This is a genomic window from Streptomyces sp. NBC_01497, from assembly GCF_036250695.1.
GTDB lineage: Bacteria > Actinomycetota > Actinomycetes > Streptomycetales > Streptomycetaceae > Streptomyces.
On record NZ_CP109427.1, the window covers coordinates 8,337,718 to 8,361,948 of the forward strand.

General features: G+C 69.9%; 21 protein-coding genes and 1 pseudogene. 11 read left to right on the forward strand and 11 right to left on the reverse strand.

The window, feature by feature from the left end; translation table 11 throughout:
• The first annotated feature begins 62 nt into the window (after positions 1-62).
• Together OG310_RS35135 and OG310_RS35140 are read left to right on the forward strand one after the other, a co-directional pair.
• Positions 63-638: a flavin reductase family protein gene (locus tag OG310_RS35135; RefSeq protein WP_329459897.1), complete on the forward strand. Its 576-nt coding sequence runs from the start codon at positions 63-65 to the stop codon at positions 636-638.
• Between the two features lie 594 nt (positions 639-1,232).
• The gene (locus OG310_RS35140) at positions 1,233-3,050 is read left to right on the forward strand and encodes an AfsR/SARP family transcriptional regulator (protein ID WP_329459898.1); all 1,818 of its coding nucleotides are present in this window, start codon (positions 1,233-1,235) and stop codon (positions 3,048-3,050) included.
• Between the two features lie 331 nt (positions 3,051-3,381).
• Here the strand turns inward: OG310_RS35140 and OG310_RS35145 are convergent, their stop codons facing one another.
• From OG310_RS35145 to OG310_RS35170, 6 genes are all read right to left on the reverse strand, one after another.
• Entirely contained in the window at positions 3,382-3,978 is a 597-nt protein-coding gene (locus tag OG310_RS35145; protein WP_329459899.1) for a hypothetical protein, read from the reverse strand.
• The gene (locus OG310_RS35150) at positions 3,975-5,285 is read right to left on the reverse strand and encodes a hypothetical protein (RefSeq protein ID WP_329459900.1); all 1,311 of its coding nucleotides are present in this window, start codon (positions 5,283-5,285) and stop codon (positions 3,975-3,977) included. The genes OG310_RS35145 and OG310_RS35150 overlap by 4 nt, the downstream gene beginning before the upstream one ends.
• Positions 5,282-6,076, reverse strand: coding sequence for an ATP-binding cassette domain-containing protein (locus OG310_RS35155; protein ID WP_329459901.1), 795 nt, complete (start codon positions 6,074-6,076; stop codon positions 5,282-5,284). The genes OG310_RS35150 and OG310_RS35155 overlap by 4 nt, the downstream gene beginning before the upstream one ends.
• A gap of 22 nt (positions 6,077-6,098) precedes the next feature.
• Positions 6,099-6,899: a hypothetical protein gene (locus OG310_RS35160; RefSeq protein ID WP_329459902.1), complete on the reverse strand. Its 801-nt coding sequence runs from the start codon at positions 6,897-6,899 to the stop codon at positions 6,099-6,101.
• Entirely contained in the window at positions 6,896-7,435 is a 540-nt protein-coding gene (locus OG310_RS35165) for an RNA polymerase sigma factor (RefSeq protein WP_329459903.1), read from the reverse strand. Before OG310_RS35165 ends, OG310_RS35160 begins: the two co-directional genes overlap by 4 nt.
• Before the next feature lie 727 nt (positions 7,436-8,162).
• Positions 8,163-8,819: an alpha/beta hydrolase gene (locus OG310_RS35170; protein ID WP_329459904.1), complete on the reverse strand. Its 657-nt coding sequence runs from the start codon at positions 8,817-8,819 to the stop codon at positions 8,163-8,165.
• A 207-nt stretch (positions 8,820-9,026) separates the two neighbouring features.
• Between OG310_RS35170 and OG310_RS35175 the strand changes: the two genes are divergently transcribed.
• The gene (locus OG310_RS35175) at positions 9,027-9,716 is read left to right on the forward strand and encodes a formylglycine-generating enzyme family protein (RefSeq protein WP_329459905.1); all 690 of its coding nucleotides are present in this window, start codon (positions 9,027-9,029) and stop codon (positions 9,714-9,716) included.
• A gap of 279 nt (positions 9,717-9,995) precedes the next feature.
• On the opposite strand, the gene OG310_RS35180 is transcribed toward OG310_RS35175, so the two are convergent.
• Positions 9,996-10,511, reverse strand: a complete 516-nt coding sequence (locus tag OG310_RS35180; RefSeq protein ID WP_329459906.1) for a hypothetical protein — start codon at positions 10,509-10,511, stop codon at positions 9,996-9,998.
• Between the two features lie 375 nt (positions 10,512-10,886).
• On the opposite strand from OG310_RS35180, the gene OG310_RS35185 reads away from it, so the two are divergent.
• Positions 10,887-11,009 carry a hypothetical protein gene (locus OG310_RS35185; protein WP_329459907.1) on the forward strand — a complete coding sequence of 41 codons (123 nt, stop codon included), beginning with the start codon at positions 10,887-10,889 and terminating at the stop codon, positions 11,007-11,009.
• A 36-nt stretch (positions 11,010-11,045) separates the two neighbouring features.
• Here the strand turns inward: OG310_RS35185 and OG310_RS35190 are convergent, their stop codons facing one another.
• Entirely contained in the window at positions 11,046-11,633 is a 588-nt protein-coding gene (locus tag OG310_RS35190; RefSeq protein WP_329459908.1) for a TetR/AcrR family transcriptional regulator, read from the reverse strand.
• A 56-nt stretch (positions 11,634-11,689) separates the two neighbouring features.
• Here OG310_RS35190 and OG310_RS35195 point away from each other — a divergent pair, with 56 nt between their 5' ends.
• Positions 11,690-12,610, forward strand: a complete 921-nt coding sequence (locus OG310_RS35195; RefSeq protein WP_329459909.1) for an alpha/beta fold hydrolase — start codon at positions 11,690-11,692, stop codon at positions 12,608-12,610.
• Between the two features lie 455 nt (positions 12,611-13,065).
• Here OG310_RS35195 and OG310_RS35200 read toward each other — a convergent pair whose 3' ends face one another.
• Positions 13,066-13,374, reverse strand: a complete 309-nt coding sequence (locus OG310_RS35200) for a hypothetical protein (protein ID WP_329459910.1) — start codon at positions 13,372-13,374, stop codon at positions 13,066-13,068.
• Between the two features lie 565 nt (positions 13,375-13,939).
• Positions 13,940-15,274: a YhgE/Pip domain-containing protein gene (locus OG310_RS35205; RefSeq protein ID WP_329459911.1), complete on the reverse strand. Its 1,335-nt coding sequence runs from the start codon at positions 15,272-15,274 to the stop codon at positions 13,940-13,942.
• Positions 15,275-16,013: 739 nt separating this feature from the next.
• Here OG310_RS35205 and OG310_RS35210 point away from each other — a divergent pair.
• From OG310_RS35210 to OG310_RS35230, 5 genes and pseudogenes are all read left to right on the forward strand, one after another.
• Entirely contained in the window at positions 16,014-16,217 is a 204-nt protein-coding gene (locus tag OG310_RS35210) for a cold-shock protein (protein ID WP_069775160.1), read from the forward strand.
• Between the two features lie 1,103 nt (positions 16,218-17,320).
• Positions 17,321-17,589, forward strand: a pseudogene (locus tag OG310_RS38655) (transposase); the annotation flags it as partial.
• A 14-nt stretch (positions 17,590-17,603) separates the two neighbouring features.
• Entirely contained in the window at positions 17,604-18,284 is a 681-nt protein-coding gene (locus OG310_RS35220; protein ID WP_329460523.1) for an enoyl-CoA hydratase/isomerase family protein, read from the forward strand.
• Between the two features lie 167 nt (positions 18,285-18,451).
• Entirely contained in the window at positions 18,452-18,913 is a 462-nt protein-coding gene (locus tag OG310_RS35225; RefSeq protein WP_329459912.1) for a winged helix-turn-helix transcriptional regulator, read from the forward strand.
• 741 nt (positions 18,914-19,654) lie between these two features.
• Positions 19,655-21,640, forward strand: a complete 1,986-nt coding sequence (locus OG310_RS35230; RefSeq protein ID WP_329459913.1) for a potassium transporter Kup — start codon at positions 19,655-19,657, stop codon at positions 21,638-21,640.
• Positions 21,641-22,402: 762 nt separating this feature from the next.
• On the opposite strand, the gene OG310_RS35240 is transcribed toward OG310_RS35230, so the two are convergent.
• Positions 22,403-22,996: a TetR/AcrR family transcriptional regulator gene (locus OG310_RS35240; protein WP_329459914.1), complete on the reverse strand. Its 594-nt coding sequence runs from the start codon at positions 22,994-22,996 to the stop codon at positions 22,403-22,405.
• 123 nt (positions 22,997-23,119) lie between these two features.
• On the opposite strand from OG310_RS35240, the gene OG310_RS35245 reads away from it, so the two are divergent.
• A complete protein-coding gene (locus tag OG310_RS35245) occupies positions 23,120-24,229 on the forward strand; it encodes an FAD-dependent oxidoreductase (protein ID WP_329459915.1) in 1,110 nt (369 codons plus the stop codon).
• Positions 24,230-24,231 lie beyond the last annotated feature (2 nt).

The window sequence follows — 24,231 nt, forward strand, 5'->3', positions numbered from 1 at the left end:
CGGAGAGGCGTGCCGTCCCGCACCTGCGGCACGCCCCGGCCGGCAGCACCGGAGGAATGACGATGAAGCCCTCCCCGCAGGACCCGGGCCCCGCACGCATCGACGGTCCGCCGGTGGCCGGCGCGCTCCTGCGAAGGGTGGCAGCCCACCACCCGACCGGAGTGGTCCTGGTCACCGGCCCGCCCCCGGCCCCTCACCAGCTCCCGCCCGCGATGGTCATGGGGACATTCACCTCGGTCTCGCTCGACCCGGCGCTCATCGGCCTGCTCCCGGCCAAGTCCTCCACCACCTGGCCCCGCATCCGCACGGCCGGTCGCTTCTGCGTCAACGTGCTCGCGGCTGACCAGGAAGAGCTGTGCCGGAACTTCGCCGCCGCGGATCCGGGACGCTGGAAGGTCCCGTACCGACGTGGCGCCGGCGGTTCTCCCGTGCTGCTCGAAGCTCTGGCCTGGTTCGACTGCGAACTGGCCGGCGAAGTGGACGCTGGAGACCACTGGTTCGTCACCGGCGCCGTCCGCGACCTGGGGGTCCAGCGGGGCGACCCGCCCCTGGTCTTCTTCCAGGGGCGTTACAGCCACTGCCGCCCCCCTGCCGACTCACCCGTGCCTCAGCGCGGCACGGGCGCGACCTCCGCCTGACACCGGGGAGTGAGGCGTATCCGCGCGCCGGACGGACGCCGGGGCGGCCCCAGGAGCTGAGGAGGAAACACGAAGGAATCCGCGGACGCCTCGCCCCGCTCGTCGTTCACGCGGAGGACGGGCAACGTTTCGACTCCGACCGGCCGGCAGGGCGGTATCGGGCCTCGAAGGGCCGGGGACGCGGAAAGAACGCGGCACGGTTCGGGATTCACCGTCATCTTCCCGGCCGCGCCCGCCTCGCGGTCGCCGAAGCAGAGCCGCCGCGTGATCGGCGGCGCCGGTCGCCACTTCGAAAAGTCGCAGCGCTGCCCCATGGCCCCGGCGCCGCGAGAACAACGAGAAGAGGACGGGCCAGGCTTTCAGCGTGCGCCGGCCGTACGGGCGTCCAGAGAACAGGGACACGGATCGCGGACACGCCGGACAAGCAGGACGGAAGCAGAATTGGCACGGCACGCCACTGCCGTCAACAACTCTGCGTGACACCCTCGTTCGGCATTTCGCAAGGCTCAACTGCCAACGCGTCCCCGGCATGGCGAGGATGCTCCGGGGGCATGTACACGGTCACGGGGACCGACACGGGTTGGAGCACGAGCATTGCAGTCGAACCCCCAGCTCAAGGACGTGCGTTTCCGGATCCTGGGTCCGTTGGAGGGCTGGGACGGCGACCGCCGCCTCAGGCTCGGCGGATTCGTCAACGAGCGCGTTCTGGTGATGCTGTTGCTGGAGGCGGGACAAGTGGTCCCGGCCTCTCGACTGATATGGGCGGTATGGGATCAGCGGCCGCCGGCCACAGCTCTCCAGCAGATACGCAAGGCCGTCGCCGATCTGCGCCAACGCGTTCCCGGTGGACGCCACATGATCGCCACTGAGCCACCTGGCTACCGTGCGATGGTGGCGGACGGTCAAGTGGACCTGAAACTCTTCGACACCCGGGTGCGTACCGCGAGGAGGGCACACGAGGAAGGCCGTGTCGATGAAGCCGTCACGCACTTGCGGGCCGGGCTCGACCTGTGGCGGGGGCCCATCCTCGCCGGGACCGGCGGACCCGTGATCGAGGCCGCCGCCGCGGGCTGGGAGGAGCGCCGTATCGCCGCGACCGAGCGCAGCTTCGACCTCCGTCTCGCCCGAGGTGAGGCCGGCGAGCTCGTCAGCGAGTTGCGTGAGGTCATCTCCACGAATCCGCTCCGCGAGAACCTGCGCGGGCAGCTGATGCTCGCTCTTCACCGCTCGGGACGCCGTGGCGAGGCGGTGGAGGAGTACGCCCGGCTGCGCACCCTGCTGTCGGAGGAACTCGGCATAGAACCCAGCCCCCGCCTCTCGGAACTGCACACGGCGATCCTGCGTGGCTCCCTCGCGCTGGAGGCCCGGGTGCCGGTGGCGTCGGCCGAAAGGGCTCTTCCGCGCACGCTGCCGCACGACTTGGCGGACTTCACGGGGCGCCAGAAGGAAATCGAACAGCTCATCGCCGCCGTTTCGGCGGACACGGGACGCGCGGGACCGCACGTCCTCGTGATCGACGGCATGGGTGGAAGCGGCAAAACCGCTCTCGCGGTCCGGGTGGCCCATCTCCTCGCCGACGAGTACCCGGGCGGGCAGCTCTACCTCGACCTGCGGGGTTTCACACCGGGGGCGGAATCCCTTTCCACCCAAGAGGCCCTCGGGACATTGCTCGAAGTGCTGGGCATACCGCAGGAGAACTCCGTCGCGCACGAGCCCCATGCCCGTATCCCTCTGTGGCGCGACGCGACAGCCGACCGCCCCTTCATCCTGATACTCGACAACGTTGCTGATGCCGCACAGATACGGCCCCTGCTCCTCAGCTGTGCGGGGAGTCTGGTGATCATCACGAGCAGGACCCGGCTCGCCGAACTCGACGGAACCACCGGGCTGACCCTCGACCTGCTCGGAGACGAGGAAGCCATCGGGCTCCTCGGCCGCATCCTCGGCACCGAACGGGTCACCGCGGAACCCCGGGCGGCACTCGAACTCGTCGGGCTCTGCGGGAACCTGCCACTCGCGCTGCGCATAGCCGGCGCCCGTCTGCGCAAACGACCGCACTGGCCGCTGAGCCACCTGGCCGACCGGCTCCGGGACGGCACCCGCACGCTGGCCGAACTGCAGTGCGGCGACGTCAGTGTGGCAAGCGTCCTGCGTACCTCGTACGAAGCGATCCCGCCCGAGCACCAGAGTGGTTTCCGAACACTCAGTCATCACCCCGGAGACGACCTCGACATCACGGCCGCGGCGGCCTTCCTGGGCACCGAGCCGCACCGGGCCGAAGAAACGATGGAGCTCCTGCTGGACGTGCACCTGCTCCAGCAGCACACTTTCGGCCGGTACTCGTTCCACCACCTCATCCGCAGTCTCGCCCACACCCTTCCCGCTCTGCACCCGTCCCTCATCTCCTCGTAGGGCTGTGGCGTGGCAGCGGGGGTGGCTGTGGGTACGGGGGCAGCTCCGCCCGGGTGGCCGTGTCCTCCTCGTTGGAGGTGGGGGCAGGTGGGCCCATTCTTCGGCCAGGGTGCGGTTGAGGCGTTCGACCGTGCCGTGGGTCCGTGGCCGGCAGGGCCGGGTTCGCCGCTGGGCGATCCCGGCCGCGCCAGGCTGTTGCGCCACAGGTGCGCGAGGCCGCAGCGGTCGTCGACAGCGGAGTGGACGCAGCCGTAGCGAGGTCGTTCCCTTCGACGCCGGGGCCCCGCTCCGCGACCTGTTCCGCCCTCGGCAGACATCACCATCCGCCCACTCAGACGTTCTCCGGCGATGTCCGCAGGCGGGGGCCCCGGCTCACGTAGGCGGCGGTTCCCCCGGCAGCGAGTGCTGCTGCGACCATGGCCGCGGGTCGACTGTCGGGCAGCTGCGTCTGCCAGGTCAGCGCCTCACCCGCAGGGCCCGTGCCCACAAACGTCGCCGCGCCGAGCGTCCACCCGAGGGGCAGGAACCACGCCCGCGCGGTGCCGATCGTGACCGCGCCCAGGGCGGTCAGGCCCAGCAGGCCGGCGGTGTCGCGGACGACACATCCGAACGGGCCGAACCGCGTGCCGGTGAGCAGCGTGGCCGCCAGGAGTATGAGCATGCACCCCAAAGCCGTGCCCAGGTGGGACATCCGCAGCCACCCCCACGGCCTCGCCGCGGTGCGGTCCAGGGTGTCGTCCGGTCCGCCGAGCGTGGGGGTGAGGACGGCCACGAGGAGGAGCACCGTCAGAGCGAGCACGGTGCTGCTCACCTCGCCCGCGTCGCTGAAGACCGTCGCCGGTATCCACGCGAGGGCCGTGGCCGCGACGGCCGCGCCGAGCGCCGTCGCGACCCGTCGCGAACGGACGTAGAGCGTCAGCCCCCTCATCGGGCGCTGCGGGTCAGGATGCCGGCGGTGTCCTGGCACTTTAGGGCGGCCTGTCGGACAGCGGTCACCCGGGCGTCGGCCTCGGCCCTCGGCAGCGCCTTGAGCCCCTTCCAGAGCTTGACGGCCTGCGGGTCGTCGGATTCGAGGCCGTCGGGACCGGCGGTCGGCTCTCGGTTGAGCAGCCAGTAGGCCGCAGCGGTGGCGACGTGGAAGTTCTGGGTGTCGACGCAGCTGACAGGGCCGGTGAACACCGCGGTGAGCATGGTCGCTTCGAGCCTGCCTGGCTGGGCGAGGTGACCGTGCTTGTCGATCGTGATCGTCATCAGCGCGGTGTCAGCGCTCGACCGCGGTGAGGTGGGGGGAAAGAGCGTGGTGGTGTCCTCGTGCGCCGTGACGACCGAGGTTGTCGCCAGGAGTCGCAACGCGTGTCGGGCCTTGGGGGTCACCTGGGGCAGCAGTCCTTCGTGCGCCCGACTGACGCAGACCCGTGGGGCGTCCGCGGTGCACACCAGTTCCTGGGCGACCGGGTCGAGCGTCCCCCGGGCGTAGGCGGCGCCGGTCGGCACGACCAGGGCCGTGGCTGTCGCACCGATGGCCAGTGGCAAGAGCGCGGCGAACGCGCGCTTACGGCTCCGGGCGGCGAAGAGCACGACGCCGGCCACCGCGACCGCGACCATCCAGAGCGCCTGGGCGACGCTGACTCCGCCGCTGACCGTGTCGTAGTCGCTGAACCTGCTCATCCCCATACTCGGGGAGAAGGCGGCCATGAGCCCGTCGTCCGAAAGGGCGTGGGGTGCGAGGATCAGCAGCACGAAGCCGGTCACGGCCAGCGCGGGTGCGGTGGCGAGCGCGGGCAACAGACGTCCGACGGCCAGCCCGAGCCACACCGAGGCGATCATCGCGACCAGTCCGACGCCCACGACGGCAAACGCGGCCGGCGGCAGATAACGCGCCGTGCCCGCGATACGTGGTGCCGCCGCGAGGAGAGTCACCAGGTACGCGACGAGGACCGCCAGCCCGGTCGTGACCAGGATCGGCACGATCCGCCGCGGTCGCGGTCGCGGCACACTGGCGAACAGCTCGGCGACGTGTGCCCGGTGCTCGCGATAGGAGTGCCAGGCACCGGCGGCCATCGCGATAGGCGAGAGGACCGCGAGGTATTCGCGCTGCGTCATGACCAGCGCCATCCACCCTGTGGACCATCGCCCCGCGGTGGCCTGGAGTACGATCGCGCCGCCGACGACGATCAGGAGCGCGGTGCCGAGAGCGGCCGACCGCCGGAGCTGGATGGCGAGGACGCGGGTCATGCGTTGCTCCGGTGCCGCCGCAGGAGTGCGGAGTAACCGCGCTCCGCTGGGCTGTCGCCCGCGTCGCCCCGCCCGCCGTGGGCGATCAGGTCGGCGGGGGTGCTCTGGAAGATGAGTCGGCCTTCGTTCATGAGGAGAACCTCGGTGCAGGCGGCGACGACGTCCTCGACGAGGTGGGTGGAGACCAGCACACAGCTGTCGGCGCCGAGGTCACGCAGCAGATCGCGCAAGTCGAAACGCTGCTCGGGATCGAGTCCGGCGGTGGGCTCGTCGAGCAGCAGCAGTTCGGGATCGTTCACGATGGCCTGAGCGATGCCGGCCCGGCGCAGCATGCCGCCGGACAGCGCCTTCATCCTGGTGTCTGCCTTACTGGTGAGACCCACCCGATCGACCGCACGTTGCACGGCGTCGGGTATCGAGGTTCTGGGCATCTCCTTGAGCCAGGCCATGTACTCGACGAACTCGCGGACGGTGAACCGTGGGTAAAAGCCGGACCGCTGCGGCAGATAGCCCAGTTCGCGACGCACCTCGCGCAGGTCGGTGCGGCCGTCGACCTGCGCGCCGAGCAGCGTCAACGACCCGCCGTCAGGCTTGACGACGGTGGACAGCGCGCGCATCAGCGTGGTCTTGCCGGCACCGTTCGGGCCCAGCAAACCGTGCACGCCTGCCTTCAGAGCCAGGTCGAGGCCATCGACGGCCAGGTGCCGGCCGGCCCGGACACGCAGTTCTCTCGCATGGACGAGCCAGGGGTGAAGGGTGGGGGCCGTTTCGGCAGCACGTACCGATCGCACAGTGTCTCTCCTCGTTACGGGGTCAGTTGCCGCTGGTCAGGCGGCGGAAGTGGGTGGAGGCGAACGGAATGATCGCGGCCAGCGCCACGGTGGTCACCAGCCAGACGCCGCTGCTGCCCGGCTGCAGGACCGGGGACAGGGATCCGGTGGCCAGGCTCGGCAACAGGACGGCCGCGGACCAGGCCGCTCCGAGTCCGATCGCCGCGCGCCGCACGCCGATGAAGGCGCCGAGTGCGAGGGTGGCCGCGGTGAAGGCCAGGCAGGGCAGCAGGACGAGGGCCAGGGAGATTCCGGTGCTCACACCCGCCGCCAGCAGCGCCGGAAGCACGACGACGAGCACCGCGAGTGCGCGCCGCAACACCATGGCCAGACCGGCTGCGGGCGTGGTGGCGATCAGTTCCCAGACCGGGTCGATCCGTCGGCTCCAGGCCACCGCGACCCCGGGCAGCGGAGCCACCGGGGCCAGCAGCAGCACGAGCGACGGCAGCCTCGGCTCGGCGGAGTCGAGGAGCACACCGCAACCCACGACCGCTACGGTCACCGCGAGCCAGGGCAGCAGCGTCCAAGCAAACCGGCGTCGGCGCACGGCCCCTGCCCGTGTGCGTTGCCGGGCAGGAAGCGGGCTCGTATGGATCGCCTGGTCGAGCGAGACGGCGACACGGTCGAGCAGATCCGTCATGGCGGGAGGGGCGTTTGCGGCCAGATGCCCACGGCAGGCAGCGCACGCGTCGAGATGGACCTCGATGGACCAGAGCACGGCATCGTCGAGCCCGCGCCCGCCGTCCGCGTAACGGGCCAGAACCATGGTGGTGGGATGAGTCATGAGAGCGCCTCCCGCAGCGCGATCCGGGCCCGCCTCGCGCGGGTCTTCACCGTGCCTTCCGGCATGCTGAGCAGCACCGCCGTCTGCCGGACCGACAAGTCGTCGAGCACCATCGCCTGCAGTACCTGCCGCAACTCCGGTGGCAGCCGCAGCAACGCCTGTTCGAGGTTCTGATCGACGCGGTTCGCCATCACCTCGTCCTCGGCGGCCGGCACGGTCGTCTCCGCCACCGCAAGGGTCGGCAGCCGCTCCTGCCGAGCGCGCCGGCGGAACGCGTCGACCAGACGGTTCGCGGCGATCGTCCAGAGCCAGCCGACGGCACTGCCCCCGGTCACGGAGCCCGCGTAGCTGCCCGCTGCCCGCCACACCGCCAGGTAGGTCTCCTGAAGCACGTCGGCGACGACGTCGTCGTCAGCGCAACGGCGGCGGAGCCGCACCGCCAACCAGGGCGAGGTGCGCCGGTACAACGCGTCGAAAGCCGCCCGGTCACCGCCGGCGATGCGACGCACGAGTTCTGCCTCGTCGAGTTCTGCCATGCCTTTCACGCCCAGGGAGACGACACGAGGGTCGATTCAGGTTCTCGGACGGCTCGGCGCGGACCGAGAGCAACTTCGCCGCACGCGGAGGGCCACCGGTGGGGGTGCCTCGTCGAGCACGGGATCGCCGGTTCGGGTTGCGTGCGCCGACCGGGCGGCCCCGCACGGTGAGCGACGAGAAGGTGGCGGGCCCGGTGGCCAGGATGCTGGAGCGCACTCGGCAGGACCCCACCTATGGGTGGGCACGGTCGACGGCCAGCGGACGGGCATGCCACAGTCGACGGTCCCGGGTCTCCAGGGCTTCCGTCTCCAGCCGCACCGAGGCGAGACATCTCTGCTGCCGACCGGCCCGTACGTCGATTTCACGTTGTCGCCGGTCTCCGCCTGGACCTCCGGAGCGTGCCCTGGTCTTCTGTGCTGACGGGTGCACGGGTGCACGGGTGCACGGGTGCACGGGTGGACGAGTGCACGGGTGCACGGGTGGACGAGAAGGCGCAGACCAGGCCCTGAACCGACGCCCGCCGGCTTTGCCGAGGATGCCCGGTGTCCCCGAAGGCCAGACCATGGACCACTTCCGGCACGACATCGTCGAACGCTTCGCCGTATATCCGCGGCGAATTCCCGACTCGGAGAACCAGGCCAGTGTGGTCGGGAGTGGGAGCGGAGCCTCGCCTTCGGACCGGCGACGTGTGATGGAGCCGGCGGTGGCGTGTCGTAGGTGTCAGTCTCAGCCGGCGGTGAGTCCGAGGATGTGCCGAGCGGTGCCACCGGGGTCGACGATCTGGTGCAGATGCGCGCCGGGCAGGTGTGCGGTCCGCCAGCCGCGTTCGTGCGCTTCCGTGGCCATGTCGTCGTAAGGGGGGCCGAACAGCAGGTAGGAACAGGGGTGGTCGTCCCAGCCGTCGGGGACTGGGACGCGCTGTTCGTAGTAGGAAAGAGGCAGCGTGGGCTGCTCGGAGACGACCTTCTGCCGCATCTCCGGTTCAGAGAACATGGGCGCGATGTCGGCCTCGTCCCACCAGTCGGTCCAGCGCGGCAGCGTGCCGTCCACGGCCATGGGCCGCAGGAACTCCAGGAGTTCGGGTGGGGCGACGGGGGTAGACCCGTTGCGGGCGGGTAGCGCGGCATCGACGAAGACCGAGCCGGTCACCGGATGATCGAGCCCCGAGCGGATCGACGGGAGGAACAGACCCGCGTTGCTGTGTGCCACGAGCACGAGTGGGCGATCTGTCGGGATGGTCGCGAGGTCGTCACGCACGGCGGCAGCGATCCGCGGCCAGAACGGCGGTTCGCCGGCGCCCACATGCAGGAGGGAAGGCACGCGGACCTGGTATCCCGCGGTGGTCAGCTGTTCGGCCACCGGCTTCCACGTGGAGGGGCCCACTGACGGACTGTGTACGAGAACGAAGATCGGTTGCATGCGAGCATCCTGCCGCTGCTCCGTCTGCGGTCGCGACCGCCTCGGCTGACGGCGAACACCGGGTATGCGGTGGAGCGGGCTTGCACGGCGTTCCACCAGCAGGCGGCAGGCCTCGGGCAGCACCCGAAGCCGGACGCTGACTTCGCGGGTCTCCACTAGGATCAGCTGCCCATGGGTACGGATGCGGGAAACAAGATGATCTCGGTCCCGCCGGGACAGGTGACGCTGTCGGATCGGCGGACACAGCGCAGTTGGCTGGTCGAGCTCGCGCCGTACCAGTTGGCCGCGTTCCCGGTCACCCAGGCGCTGTACGCACGGATCTCCGGCCGGCGGCCGGGCGCCGTCTGTGGGGATCGGCTGCCTGTTGACGGGGTTTCCTGGTGGGACGCGGTCCGGTTCTGCAATGCCCTGTCGAAACGTGAGGGGTTCGCGCCTGCCTACAACCTCCGCGCTGACGGCGAAGCCGTCGAGTGGGATGCCTCTGCCGACGGGTACCGGCTGCCGACCGAGGCCGAGTGGGAACACGCCTGCCGTGCCGGGACTGCAGGACCGCGTTACGGGCCACTCGACGAGATCGCTTGGTACCGCGGCAACTCGCAAGGACGGGTACACGAGGTGGGCGCCAAGCGGGCCAACCTGTGGGGTCTGTCCGACATGCTCGGCGATGTCTGGGAATGGTGCTGGGACATCTACGATGCCGAGGTCTACGGGGACTACCGCGTGCTTCGCGGCGGTGGTTGGTTCGACGAACATTGGAGCTGCCGGGCCTCCGTGCGGCGCCGCAGCCATCCGACGTTCCAGGTCGACGACGTGGGATTCCGCATCGCGCGGTCCAACTGGGCTGAGTCTGACCATGCGTGATCACCATGGGCGTAGCCGCTCCAGCCTCCGTCGGCTTCCGTGACCAGGCGGGGCGTCTTGTCGTGGCGTGGCAGCCGGCGCCGTTGCGAAGGCGGGTGCCCGGGGGCCTGGAGAACACGAGGGCGGATCGTGGAACCCTTCCGCACTACGGTGTGAGTCGATGCCTATCGTGAAGTGCTCAGTCCCGTACAGACGCACGGACTCAGTAGCTGATGCGGAGGCCCGCCCTCGGTTGAACATCGGACCCTCTTCGTCAGCGCGCGCTGAAAGGCCGGCGGCTCAGCGCTCCGGTCCGGCCGGCCCCGACCGCTGGGCGGCGGACAACCGGGACTTGGCGATATTGCGGATACGGCGGGTGCGGCCACTTTCCGCCAGGACGTCCAGAACAGTCATGGCTGAGCAATGTTCGGCGCTGTGGAGCTGTAGCCAGTTGGAGGCCGCGAGCAGGTTCTCGGCGTCCCACGGCTCGCTCAAGGTCATCGCCCGCAGCAGGGTCCACTCCTTGAGGCGCCGTGCGGAGAACTCGTCCACTCCGACAGGGGAAGCCATCTCCAGGCGCCAGGCAGGATAGCCGGGACCCGTGAGCAGTTCAGCGGCTCGTCTGTCGAGGTACTCGCAGACGGCACTGTTAGCCATCCTCTGATCCGGATCGGCGAGTACGTGGGCGACGAGGGCAGCCGCATCCGCCGGGCCCACCTCGTCGAACGCCTGCTGGTAGCGGGCAAAGCGAACGTGCTCGTCCGGGTCCCAGTCGGGATCGTCCGCCGACACCGCGCCGCTCGGCACCACCGTCACCCCTCTCAGCCGGTTCGGGAGGGAAGCCTGCCACAACCCTGGCACTCCGATGCCTGGCGAAGCCTCGCGGGGACCCGCACAGGGTTCTGGTCATACTCCGCGTCGCGGAGGCCGGATCGGTCAGCCGGTGGATGACCGTGCCGGGGGAGCTTGGGGTCGCCGGCCGTGGCCTCGGCCCTTGACCGGGACACGGAGCAGCGGGACGAGAGCGCTGATCGGGCGTTTCGAGTTGGTGACGGCCGCTTGGCGGAACCTGTAGGTGGAGTCGAGCACCCGCAGGATGGTGGCGGGTGCGAGCAGTGGGTCGATTGCGGCGCCTTCTCTCCAGCGGGTAGGCGTGGTCCGGATGCGTCGTGTCCGCAAGCCCTCGCATCTTTGGCGAGGCCATGGAAGGCGGTCGGCGCGCTCCGCATCACCGGCGTCACCAACGTCGCCGCCGCCAACCGCCACCGCGCCCGCGACAGGACCCGACTACCGGCACTACTCGGCATCACCTGACGACTTTGCCGGGGCTCTGGGTGTCCGTCGCACTGTTCAAGGGAGTGGATGTGGCCTCCCGGGGATTCGGGCGGCGGCTGCGGCAACGGTCGCCAGGTCATCGCCCGAGAAGCCGGCGCGGCTCAGAACCGCCAGGGATTTGTTCGTCGCCAGCGTGCACAACGCCAGCTCTGCCGCCTCCTGCTCACCGGCCCCCGCCGCCAGCAACGCCTGCTCCAGCATCGTCCGCAAACCATCCATCACCGCGCGGACCATCGCCTGGCTCTCCGCGTCGAGCGCCGGGAACTGCGTCGCCGACACCGTGACCAGGCAGCCGTCCGGGACCGTCGGGTCGGCGATGCGGTTCAGGGTGACCTGCAGGAAGGCGGCCACGGCGGCGCTGGGGCTCGGGTGGGGGCCGGACAGTGCCTGGTCGAACAGCGGGTGGTAGGTCTGCACGTACCGTTCGAGGCTTTTGCGGAAGAGGGCGCTCTTGTCACCGAAGGTGCCGTAGAGCGAGCCCCGACCCAGGCCCGTGCCCTCGGTCAGGCGGTCGATCGACGCCTCCGAATAGCCCCAGCGCCAGAAGACGTGCATCGCGCGTCGTAGTGCGTCATCCACGTCGAATTGCTTGCGGCCCGCCATGGTGCGTAGCCTACCCATCTTGTTCCGATCGTTCCAAGATGGGTAGGGTCGCCCGCATGACAACCTTGAGTTCGCTGCGGCTGCCCGACGGGTTCACCGACGTCTTCACCAGTCGGCTCGTGGAGTTGAACGGGCTGCGGCTGCACGCCGTCACCGGCGGGGACGGCCCGCCGGTGCTGCTGGTCGGCGGGTGGCCACAGACCTGGTACGCCTGGCGCAAGGTGATGCCCGCGCTCGCCCGCGAGCACACCGTCATCGCCGTCGACTCGCGCGGGGCCGGGCTGTCCGACAAGCCCGACGACGGTTACGACGCGGGCACACTGGCCGACGATCTGGTCGCGCTGATGGCTGAGCTCGGGCACGACCGGTTCGACCTGGTCGGCCACGACATCGGCATGTGGACGGCATACGCCCTCGCTGCCGATCACCCCGAGCGGGTGGGCCGGCTCGCCGTCGTCGACGCCATAATCCCCGGGCTCACGCCGGCCCCGTCGGTCTTCAGCCCGGCCGCGGTCAACCAGCGGCTCTGGCACTTCGGCTTCAACCGGCTCACCGACCTCAACGAGGAGATGGTCCGGGGGCGCGAGCGGCTTTATTTCGGCTACCAGTTCGCCAAGAAGGCCGCCACCCCGGCCTCGATCCCCGCGTACGCCGTCGACGTCTACGTCGATGCGATCGTCGCGGACCCTCGGGGGCTGCGGGCGAGCTTCGCGTACTACCGGGCGCTGGACGAGACGATCGCGCAGAACGAGCAGCGCAAGAGGACCCGGCTGACGCTGCCCGTGCTCGCCATCGGCGGCGCGCTGTACAGCGGCGCGATGGTCGCCGAGACGATGCGACTGGCGGCCGACGACGTCACCGAGGTGGTCCTCGACGACTGCGGCCATTACGCAGCCGAGGAACAGCCGGCGCGGTTTACCGAAGCCCTGGAGGACTTCCTCGGTCGCCAACCGGTAGCGGGTGTGCCGCACGGCTGACACATGTGGCGAAGGTTCGCCATCTCTGCTGTGCTCCCCCACCCATTCACGTTATGGCGCCTCGCGCGCGCCAAGGATCGACGGCGACGCGTATGCCGTCGGTGCTGCGCGAAGATGGACGTGAACCGGCCCGCGAAGCCGAGCCGAGCGTGTGCCGCCGCTTCGGGCGGTCAAGGCCCGGTTCTCGTTGTCCAGAAGGACAACCGCTCCAACTGCGCGGTGGCTCCCCGTCCGTAACTCCGCCAGAGTCGGCAGAACAGGGTCGAGGCGGGCGAGGGCTTCGTCACGGACGTCGAAGTCGTCGCCGCGGGCCGGCTGACGGCTTCGACGTCCGTGTAACGGGTGTCGAGCAGCACCAGGAGAGCGTGGCGGCACCCCTGGAGGTGGCGCCCGAACCTTGATGCGCCGCCCCATCCGTCGAGGGGGCACGGCCTTCCTCGGCGCTCAATTCAGCGTCAATTCCGGTCGCTGGGCGTGGTGGTGGGCGTCGGAGACGTCGACGACCGCACCCGCTTCACCCGCACTGCGGCGGGGCGTCGGTACCGCTTGGCCGCGCGGCCGAGCGGTACCCACGCGGACGTGGCGCGGTCGGGGCGGCGGCCGGCCACGAGTACCGGGCCGCCGGGGACCGTGGGGATGTGGCGCAGGTCCTCGAACCCGAGGGCGCCCAGTGCCTCGGCCATCCGGTCCGAGGTCAGCGCGCTGCCACCGTTGCCGGGAACGACAGCGAGGCACTGACCCTCCTGGAGTACCGCGAGGGGCACACCACTCGATGGGCCGCCGGCCGGGACCGTTCCGTACTCGCGGCCAGCCTGGCAGCCGTGACCCGCGCGGCCGGAACCGTCCCCGCGGCGGTCGCCGTTCCGTAAGGGCGAGGGGCGCCGCCTCCTACCACGTCATTGCGCGACGGTGGTGGGGGAGGGGCGGTCGTTCTGCCTCGCGGCCATTCGGCCCGGCGAGACGGGCAGGACGGTCATCGCCGGGCTGGGGGCTGGGGCTGGAGGTGCTGGGTTGGGCCCGGGCCGGCTACAGCCCGCGCCCCTCGGCAGGACCTGATGGCCGGGTGGAGGGGGGCGCGCCTGAGGAGGGCGGAGTGATCCGGCTGCGTGCCCGCAACGGCAGGTCCGGCCTCACCGGCTCGTACTGGGGTTTTCCGTCGACGTCCACACGGCGTCCATCAGGGGTGGCCGCGGGGACCGGGGCCGCCAGCCCCGACCGGCCAAGGGGACGACCGCGGCGAGGCGGGACCGGGCCCTCGCCCCGCACCCGGACACCACTCGTCACCGTCCGGGTCGTTGCCCGCCACGAAGCCCGCGACCTGGAGCCCCGTCACGCGGAGGGCCTTACCAACTGATCCGGAGGGACCCGGTCCAGCCCGCGGCGGTCGTAGATGGCGGTGATACCGAAGCCGAGCACCAGCGCCACCACCAACCCGATGCACAGCCACAGCCAGGCACGCTCCAGGCCGGCGCCACCGCGCGCGTCGAAGTAGATGATCGCCCGCACTCCGCCGGTGATCTGCCGCATCGGCTCGAACCAGGCCAGACCGCGGAAGAAACCGGAGACCGCTTCGAGGGGGATCGTGGCGCCCGCCGAAGGAAGCGCGAGAGCAACGAAGAAGAACATGCTGACGATCTGTCCGAGACCACCGAAGATCGCCATGATCGCCTGTACGCCCAGCCCCACTACCGCGCCGGCACAGACGGCGAATACCCACAGCAGGAACAGGTGGGGCAGGTCCAGATCAATGATCACCGCTGTCGCCAGCACCATCCCGCTCGCGGTCACCGTGGCGAGCACCGTGGACATCACCATCTTGACGGCCAGGGTGTGGGTGCGGGTGATGTGCAGGGGCGCCCGCTCCCGCCGTACCGGTCCGAATTCGCTGGGTGCGTAGCCGAGGGCCCCGTCCACCCCGTTGTTGATGATGGTGGCACCGAGGAAGCCGCCCAGCACGATCACCAGGGTGAGGTAGAACGCGCTCAGACCCAGACCCGTGCGCTGGCCGATGGCGTGACCGGGTGCGGTGACCGTGGCGACCGGATCAGCGAGCAGCATCTCCTGAGGGGCGGTCGGCCTGGCCCCGGTAGCGGTCAGTTGCTTGCGCAACTGGAGACCGGTCTGCCGGGCGGCAGCGGGCACCACCACCTGCTCGATGCCGGCGGCGAGCGAGGAGGCAAGGCTGCCGGCGGCCTGGTTGGTGAGGAGGGTGACGTGTGGTCGCACGGTGTTCACTGGAGCGCCGGGGCGGATGATCGCGGTGAGCGAGGCGGTGAAGTCCGCCGGGACGACGATCGCCCCGTACAGCCGTCCGATGTTGAAGCGGTCCTTGGCGGCCGCAGGGCTCAGGATCTTCCATGCGACACGGTGGTGCGGGTCCGGCGCATCGGCGATGCCCCGCACGAACTGCGCGCCGATCGGTCCCCTGTCCTGATTGACCAGGGCGACGGGCAGGTGGTGCGCCGAACCCTGCGGGTCGGCGATGCCGCCCGAGTACAGCAGCGCGAGCAGGAATGTCACCAGGGTCACCAGAACCGAAGGGAAGGCCCAGACGGGCCACTTTCCGAGGACCTGCCGCGCGGTGACCAGCGGCGGCAGGTAGGGCGGTTGGGAGGGCGAGGACGGCTCGGGCGGCTGGGGTGGCTGGGGCTTGTTGTTCGGCACGGATGGGGCCCTTTGATCTCTACTCGATCTGCTTCTCGCAGGCGCCGCGGTCGGTGGGGAGCGCCGCCTGCAGGGGGCGTACCCGATTCGGCGTCCGAGAGCGCAGCCGTTGCGCCGATCGGGATCACCCGGGAACCCGGCAATCGGCCCAGGCCCAGGCCGGCTCCTGGAGCGGCCGGCTGTTGTGCGGGGACGGCGCACCGGGCGGTGCTCTTCGCGGTGAATCACTGCGTGCAGGCCCGGACGCCGCCTGGCGTACGGGGTCGAGGCACAGCGCGCGGTGGTTGCTCAGGCCGAAGGGCGCCGGGTCGCGGCGGCGCCGGTGGGGAGGAGTGTTCAGCGCAATTGGCGCCGGCGGTCTCTGCCGGTGTCGACAGCCGCATCGTCGCTCCTCCGCTCGGGACGACATTTCCTCGGATGAAGCCACTGCCGAGACGGACACATCATCTCTGCGCCACGGCGAATATCTGTTGCCGTGACGGGAGAAATTGCGGTTTTCCCAGGCGAGTCTCGCGCACGTCGTGCCGCAAAATTCAATCCGCCGCCGGGGCGCAGGCCTGTGCTGTGCTAGGGTAAAGATCAGTTGCAGTAGTGGTTCCCAGAGTCTGATTGCCTCCACTGTTTTTGCCAAGGTGGGAGCATTTTTATTTTTCCGGTGCTTTCCGGATGGGGTAATCATCACGGCGACGCTGAGCTCGCACAGTGCGGGCGCAGGGCACCGCCCCGAAGGAGATATGACATGGCTACTGGCACCGTGAAGTGGTTCAACGCGGAAAAGGGTTTCGGCTTCATCGAGCAGGATGGTGGCGGCGCTGACGTGTTCGCCCACTACTCGAACATCGCCGCCCAGGGCTTCCGCGAGCTGCAGGAGGGCCAGAAGGTGAACTTCGACGTCACCCAGGGTCAGAAGGGCCCGCAGGCCGAGAACATCGTTCCCGCCTGACGCTGACGAATCGCTGGGGCCTGCGCCTAAGGGTGCAGGCCCCAGCTTTTTTGCTTCTCAGAGTTCGCCCTGTATGCCAACGGCCTCACGGGGCGGCGCAAAAGAGCCCGTTCGGGTGGCGTTTCGATCCGCATCACGGTAGGAAAAGGCCGCTCTGGTCTTTCGTGCGGTTGCTCGGATTTATCTCGGCGGGCTCCCGCGCCTCTCGGTGTCATGGGAAGGTGCATTCTTCCCGTCTTCGTTTTCAGGAACACGCCACTCGCACGAACGGCCGCCACTCCCGCACGGACGGCCCTGCGGGTTCCTCGGGCGGCACCGTCGGTTCTCAGTCCTCGCACCGACGAGCGCGTACCGTTCCGGTTTCTCCTCGCACCAGTTGGCCGGGACCGTGGTCCGGTCACCGGGTCCGGTCATCGCCGCGGACGTGGTGCCGGCGCGTGCGTGCGTTCCGCGTGAGTGATGTGCCGGCTGGTCCGTCACGGTCCAGCCCTGCTGAGTTCGCCAGCTCACTGATCGTTCACCAGCAGGCTCTCGTGACCGCCGGAGCCTGCTCACTGTCGAGCCGCTGAAGCACCTGGGACAGCTCATCGTTCTCGACCAAGTCGCCGAGCGACATTGGTAATTGTTGAGGGCCGCATCGCGGACGACGAGGCCGTCCGAGCCCCAGAAACAGCGGCCTCTCAGACGTTCCCGCTCGCCGCTCGCCGCTCGCCGCTCACGCCTGCGACACCGGCGGACCTCGCTGACGGCCGATGTATTCACGGGGACAGGTTCAGCCGCTTCGTGGAGCACGTTGTCCAGCGTCGCCTTGTGGCTCGCCCGGCGCGCAAGCCGAGCACGCGGGACGAGGTGGCATTCATCCGGAAGACCACGACCTGCCTGACGCCGCCTTCGTTCGCCCTGATCCGGCGACGTCCTGCCGCCTCGACGAGCTCGGCCTTCCCGTCGCCGGGCAACGGCTCGATCCTGACCGTGCCGCCTTGGCCTGCCGGGTCGTTGCAGCGGAGCGCTGGTACCGCCGTAGTGGATGTGAGGTTCGACCCGAGCCGCCGTCGTGAGCCGGCTCGCGCAGGAGCCGCTGGGCCGGCTCCGCCCTGGACGACACCGGGTTGAAGACTGTCACCGCCGAAGAGATGCCTCGGACGGTGGCGGTAATGGACCCGTTCCCCGTCGTGTGCCCGGTCGGTGACCCTCTGGACCGGTGCCGCCGCCGGGTACAGCGGAACCTGTACGGCCACCGAAGCCTCGCCGGCGACCCGCTCCACGCGGGCGTCGAGTCCTGCACACCGATGCGGATCTGCTCACCGACAAGCAGCACCAGCGGATCCAGGCCCTGTTCACCGCAGGCGATGGCGACCAGCAGGCCGAGGTCGGGACGACCCGGGGATCCTTTTTGAGAGCGCGGACCCTGATTACTTCCTCGCGCACTGGGACCTCGCCGACGACGGTTCGCTGCTCGCGGACCACCCGCCGCAGGTGGAGGGCCAGGCGCCGTTCAGTGACCTGGTGATCCGGTTGAGCAAGCTCCCGGTGCTCACCGTGAGTGCGATCCGCGGGCGCGTCCGTGGTGCGGGAAGCGAGTTCGTGCTCGCCACCGACATCCGGTTCGCGAGTCGGGAGCGCGCCGTGCTGGGCCAGTTCGAGATCACGGCCGGCGTCATCCCGGGCGGTGGCGCCGTCGCGCGCTTGCCGCGTCTCGTCGGGCGGGCGCGGGCGCTTGAGATCATGGCGGGCGGGGAGGACTTCGACGGCGCGCTGGCGGAGCGTTACGGATACGTCAACAGGGCGGTCCCCGACGCCGAGTTCGACGCGTTCATCGACGCGTTCGTGACGCGCGTCTCCGGCTTCTCGGTCAGCGCGATCCGGGAACTGAAGGGCGAGGTCAACCCGCAGACGCTGCCGAAGGATGACGAACTCGCCGCGCAGTCGGACCTGTTCTTCGCCGCGCTGGCGACGCCCGAGGTGCAGGAGTGGGCGAAGCAGGCGTTCGAGAACGGCCTTCAGCAGGTGGGGCCGTTCGAGGAGGACCTCGCCGAGCACTCAGCGAAGTACGCCCCGAAGCGATGAGCTGGGCGAGGGGGGCTCGACGGCATTGACGGACGGCGCCCGCCATACGTGCAGGAGCGGTGGCCCCGATGGAGCGATCTGTCGGGCATGGGTCACTCGCGGCCGGCGGTTGAGGGAGTGCGCCACCCTGACTCTGGAAAACCGATTCAGGGTGGTACCCTACGGTTATGGGTAACGTGCCGAATGACCCCTGTGCCATCGCTCGCAGTCTGGGAGTGCTGGGCGAACGGTGGACTTTCCTCATCCTTCGCGAGGCGGCGATGAACGGCGCGTCGCGGTTCTCCGAGTTCCGCAAGGCACTGGGCGTGGCCTCGGACGTACTCAACGACCGCCTGGGCACAATGGTGAACCACGGGGTGTTCGAGAAGGTGCCCTACCAGGACCCGGGAGAGCGAGCCCGGTCCTCATATTCGCTCACGCCCGCCGGTCATGAACTGCTCCTGATACTCGCCGCGTTGCAGCAGTGGGGCGACAAGAACCTCCCGTGGGCGGAAGGCCCCAGTCTTCTGCGCCGGGTCAGGGGAACCGACCAGGCGGTTCGCGTGGGCTTTGTTGACGATCATGGACGCGAGGTCGGTCCGGACGACTTCACGCTGGTCCGCACCGCCAGCTACCCGACCGCCGACTGACCCGTCACCCCATCGACTTCTCCCTCCTCTGATCTGCGGAGGGAAGATCGCCTCAGCGGCCCTCGGCTCGCCGGTCATGTGACCGCGCAGCCGGCGGTCCATCGACGGTGTCGACTGCGAAGACCACCGCGACACGTCTTCTGAGTTCCGAGAATCTCCGCGCCGTTGTTTCTTTCGGCAGCCGCACCGCAAGCTGTGCCGGACCGCGCTGACCGATTGGCCAGGCCTGTCCCGCACGCGGGCCGCAACGCTCGCAGAAGCCCGACACGCCACAGGCCACGGTAAAAGACCCACCTCCTGAACAGCTGCGCCACACTCGGCGTCGGCGACCGCGCGGCGGGTGTGGCCGAGGACGTCGACCGGCCGCGACCCGCACGCGCCCCGTGCCCAGGACCGCTCCCGCGCCCACCTGGGCCGTCCCGGAGCGCCGTTGACCCCCCGTCCGGTCGCCGCAATGTCCGCCTGACCGCAAGGTTCGCCTGACCGCCTGACCGCCTGACCGCCTGACCGCCTGACCGCCTGACCGCCACCGCCTGACCGCCCGTCCCGGCGCCGGCGCGGGCGGATCGGTCGGTTGGGTGGATCTCCACCGGGTAGCAGCTACCCCGACCTTGGCATGGGGCGTTCCGCTGACGCTTCTGTGACCCGGCGTCCGGCGGGTGGTGCGGGTGCGCGCGGTGATCGGGATATCGTCCGCGTGGTGCGCCGAACCGGGCCCCTGGAGCGCGGAGGAGGATCGTCATGCCCCACGGCAGGCGGGGGAGGGTGCCGGACGGCCGTTCGGCGCTGCCGAGGCCGGAGGTGCGGCGCCCGGCTCCGGGCACGCACGACGCGGCGCGGCTGGGCATGGTGATCGGCGCCCTCGGCATCGTGTTCGGTGACCTCGGGACCAGCCCGCTCTACACGCTGCAGACCGTGTTCAGCCCGGACGACCCGCACCCCGTCCTGGTCTCCGCGCGCAACGTGTACGGCGTCCTGTCGCTGGTGTTCTGGTCGGTCACCATCATCGTCTCGATCACCTACGTGCTGCTCGCGATGCGTGCCGACAACGACGGCGAGGGCGGCATCATGGCGCTGATCACCCTGCTGCGGCAGGGGAAGGCGAAGCGGGGCCGGCGCGCGGTGGCGGTGCTGGCGGGGCTGGGGATCTTCGGTGCCTCGCTGTTCTTCGGCGACAGCATGATCACGCCGGCGGTCTCGGTGCTGTCCGCGGTCGAAGGGCTCAAAGTCGTCGAACCGTCCCTCAACGACGCCATCGTGCCGATCACGGCGGCGATCATCGTCGTGCTGTTCCTGGTCCAGCGCCGGGGGACTGCGGCGGTGGGCCGCGTGTTCGGGCCGGTGATGATCCTGTGGTTCACGGTGATCGGCGCCTGCGGGATCGGCGGCGTTGTAGGCCACCCGGGCATCCTGCGGGCTCTGTCCCCCACGTACGCGGTCGGCTTCCTGTGCGGCCACTTCGGCACGGCCTTCTTCGCACTGGCTTCGGTCGTTCTCGCGGTCACCGGCGCCGAGGCGCTGTACGCCGACATGGGGCACTTCGGTCGCCGGTCGATCACGCGCGCGTGGCTGCTCCTGGTCTTTCCCGCCTGCATGCTGAACTACTTCGGCCAGGGGGCGCTGATCCTCCACAACCCGCACCACATCAGCAGCCCGTTCTTCCTGCTCGTGCCGGGCTGGGGGCGGTTGCCCATGGTGCTGCTGGCCACGGCGGCCACGGTGATCGCCTCGCAGGCGGTCATCACCGGCGCCTACTCGCTCGCCTCGCAGGCCGCCCAGCTCGGCTACCTGCCGCGGCTGCGCATCGCGCACACCTCCGAGTCCACCATCGGTCAGATCTACGTGCCCTTCATCAACTGGCTGCTGATGGCCTCGGTCCTCACTCTGATTTTTGCCTTCCGCAGCTCCACGGCACTGGCTTCCGCCTACGGCATGGCGGTCACCGGCACCATCACCATCACCACGCTGCTGTTCTTCTCGGTCGCCCGTGGGAGGTGGGGCACGCCGGTATGGGCGCTGGCCGCCGGCGGGGCCGCCCTGCTCCTGTTCGACCTGCTGCTCGTGGCCGCCAACCTGACCAAGTTCGTCCACGGCGGGTGGCTGCCGTTGCTGATCGGTGTCACCGCCTTCACCGTGATGACCACCTGGCAGCGGGGCCGCAGCATGGTCACCGCGGAGCGGGCACAGCGCGAGGGCTCCCTGCGCGAGTTCGTCGACGACCTGTGGCACCAGAAGCATCAGAAGACACCCGTCCTCCAGGTCCCGGGCACGGCTGTCTTCCTCAACCGGGACAAGCACACCACGCCGTTGGCGATGCGGGCGAACGTCGAGCACAATCACGTGCGCCACCGCCATGTGGTGATCCTGTCCATCCAGACCGAACCCGTGCCCCGCATCCGGGACAGCGAACGGGTCGTCGTCGACGACCTCGGCTACACCGACGACGGGATCATCCACGTCACGGCCCGGTACGGCTACATGGAAACCCCTGATGTGCCCGGCGCGCTCGCGCTGATCGATCCGGCCCGCACCGAGGGGCGTCTGGAGCTCGACGAGGCCTCGTACTTCCTGTCCAAGATCGAACTGCGGCGGGGGACGTCGCCCACGATGCGGGCGTGGCGGAAGCGGCTCTTCGTCGCCACCTCGTACATCACGGCCGACGCCGCCGACCACTTCGGCCTCCCCCGCGACCGCACCGTCATCATGGGCTCGAACATCGATGTCTGACCGGTCGCGGCCGGCAGGACGCGACCGCCCCAGGCGCGGAGGCGGATGTGACCCCGGCGGCAGTGTACGGGTGGAACCACCCGACGCGGTCGGTAGGCGTCACACATGCCCGCGCACGGCCTAGTTGAATTGCCCTGTGCGGTTGGGGACGCGGCTGGCGGGTGGTTGGCCACTCAGCGCGATAGGTCCGCCAGGGTCGCAGGTCCGCAGCCACCTCGGGAAGGTGTCGCGTCGTTCCTGCCCTGAGTATGACGTTTGACCTCGCGGGTCACCCGATCTGCCGGTCCGCAGTTCCGTGACGGCGGCGGCCGTTCTCCGGGCTTCGCGATGTCGGGTCACGAAGCACGAGAGTCGCCGCCGCGTAGGGGTCTCCCTGTCGGCACGTCCGCGGGCCACGCGTCGTGCACTGCGTCCCGCTTCGGGTTGAGTTGGTCATGGGGATGGGCTCCTCCGCTCGCGGCGCGGGCTCAGCGGCGCTCACCACCCCGCGGCCGGCAACGAGACCGCCGTCTTGATGCTGCGCCCCAAGGCGGACCTCGCCCGGCCGGCCGAGGACCCGGCCGACGCCCGTTCGGCCGCACCGGCCGCGCTCGAAACTCCGGACGGTATCGGGCGCCTCCTCCCTTACGGGGCCACGGTGCCGCTCCGGGCTGTCGGACGTGCCACGCGGCAGGCAAGGCCATCGCCGGCCGGCCCTGTCGGCGGGGGGACACCGCCTGCCACAGGCCGTGGAGCCATGGCCGGGCCCGTCCGGAGGACGGCTCAGCGGCCCGGGTGGGAGGCTGCCCAGCCGTGTTCGAGCAATGCGAAGGCCTCGTCGGCGGCTCGGCGCGGTTCGGCGTGCCGCAGGACGAGGCCGCGGGCCTCAAGGGCGAAACGGGCCAGGGCGGCGCAACTGATGTCGTTCTCGGGGGCGCCGACGGCCTCGGTAATGGCACGAGCGAGGGCCGCTTCGTGGCGCGTCCACATCCGGTGCGCGTAGTCGCGCAGTGCGGGGGTCTCCTGCACCATGCGCGTGAAGTCGGCGAACCGCGGGTCCGTGGCATGGACCGCGAACTGGGTCTGCTTCAGCAGGACGTGCTCGCGCAGCGCCTGCGGAATCGACTGGCCGGGGGCTCGGTCGTGCACGGCGGCCGTGAGCGCTGCTTCAAGGTCGTCGTCCTGGTCGAAGACCAGGGCTTCCTTGCCGGAGAAGTGCTTGAACAGGGTGGTCACCGAGACGTCGGCGGCGTCGGCGACGTCCTTGACGCCGACCTGGTCGTAGCCGCGGTCGAGGAAGAGTTCGAGTGCGGCGTCGGCCAGGGACTGGCGGGTCTGGGCCTTCTTGCGCTCGCGGCGCCCGGTTGCTTCAGTCACAGCCCCACCGTACCTCGAAGTGAATCGACTACGAAAGTGTACTCGTTGCACTTATTGGGTCGGTGTGCTTTCTTGGTCATGCCGGCCTCCCAGCGGCTCACCCACCTCCTGAGGGACACCCCCATGAACATTGCTCGTGATCCCCGCATCGCGGTTGTCGGCGCCGGCCTCGGTGGCCTCGCCTGCGCCCGGGTTCTGCAGCGGCACGGCCGCTCCGTCACCGTTTTCGAACGAGAGGCCTCCGTCGACGCCCGCCCGCAGGGCGGCACCCTCGACCTGCATGCCGACACCGGACAGGCCGCCCTGCGCGCGGCGGGGCTCCTCGACCGATTCCACGCCCTCGCCCGCCCGGAAGGAGAGGAGTGGCGGGTGCTCGACTTCGCCGACGCCGCTCTCCTGGCGCATGAGGGGCCTTCCGCCGCCGGCGGCCGGCCGGAGATCGACCGAGGCCAACTGCGCGGACTGTTCCTGGACTCGATCGCCGAGGACACGGTGCGGTGGGACCGAGCGGTCAGCGCAGTCGCACCGCTGACGGACGGCGCCTGCCGGCTGCTCTTCGGTGACGGCACCACCGAGGACTTCGACCTGGTGGTCGGTGCCGACGGTGCCTGGTCGCGTATTCGCCCGGCCCTGTCGCACGCCGTACCCGGATACACCGGTGTCACTTTCGTCGAGACCGGATTCGACCACTGCGACACCCGCCATCCCGACCTCGCGAGGCTGGTCGGCAACGGATCGATGCTGGTGAAGGGCGCGGGCAGATCCCTGGTCGCCCAGCGCAACAGCAACGGCCACATCCGCGCCTACATCGCGCTGCGCGCGCCGCAGGACTGGCACGTGTCTGCCGGTATCGACCTCGGCGACCAACGGGCCGTCCGGTCGCACCTGCTGACGATGTTCGACGGGTGGGACGAGGGCCTGCGCTACATCGTGCGCAACAGCGACAGCGGGTTCATCAACCGGTCCTTGTTCGTCCTGCCCGCTCCGCACACCTGGCAGCACGTTCCCGGCGTCACGCTGCTCGGCGATGCCGCGCACCTGATGCCACCGGTGGGGCTGGGCGCCAACCTCGCCATGCTCGACGGCTCCGACCTGGCCCACGCCCTCATCACGGAATCCAACGTGGACGCTGCCGTCCGCGCCTACGAGAGCATCATGCTGCCGCGCTCGATCGAGGCCGCGACGGGCAGTGCGCGGGGGCTCGACCACCTCGTTCCCGCGACCGCCCCCTGAGC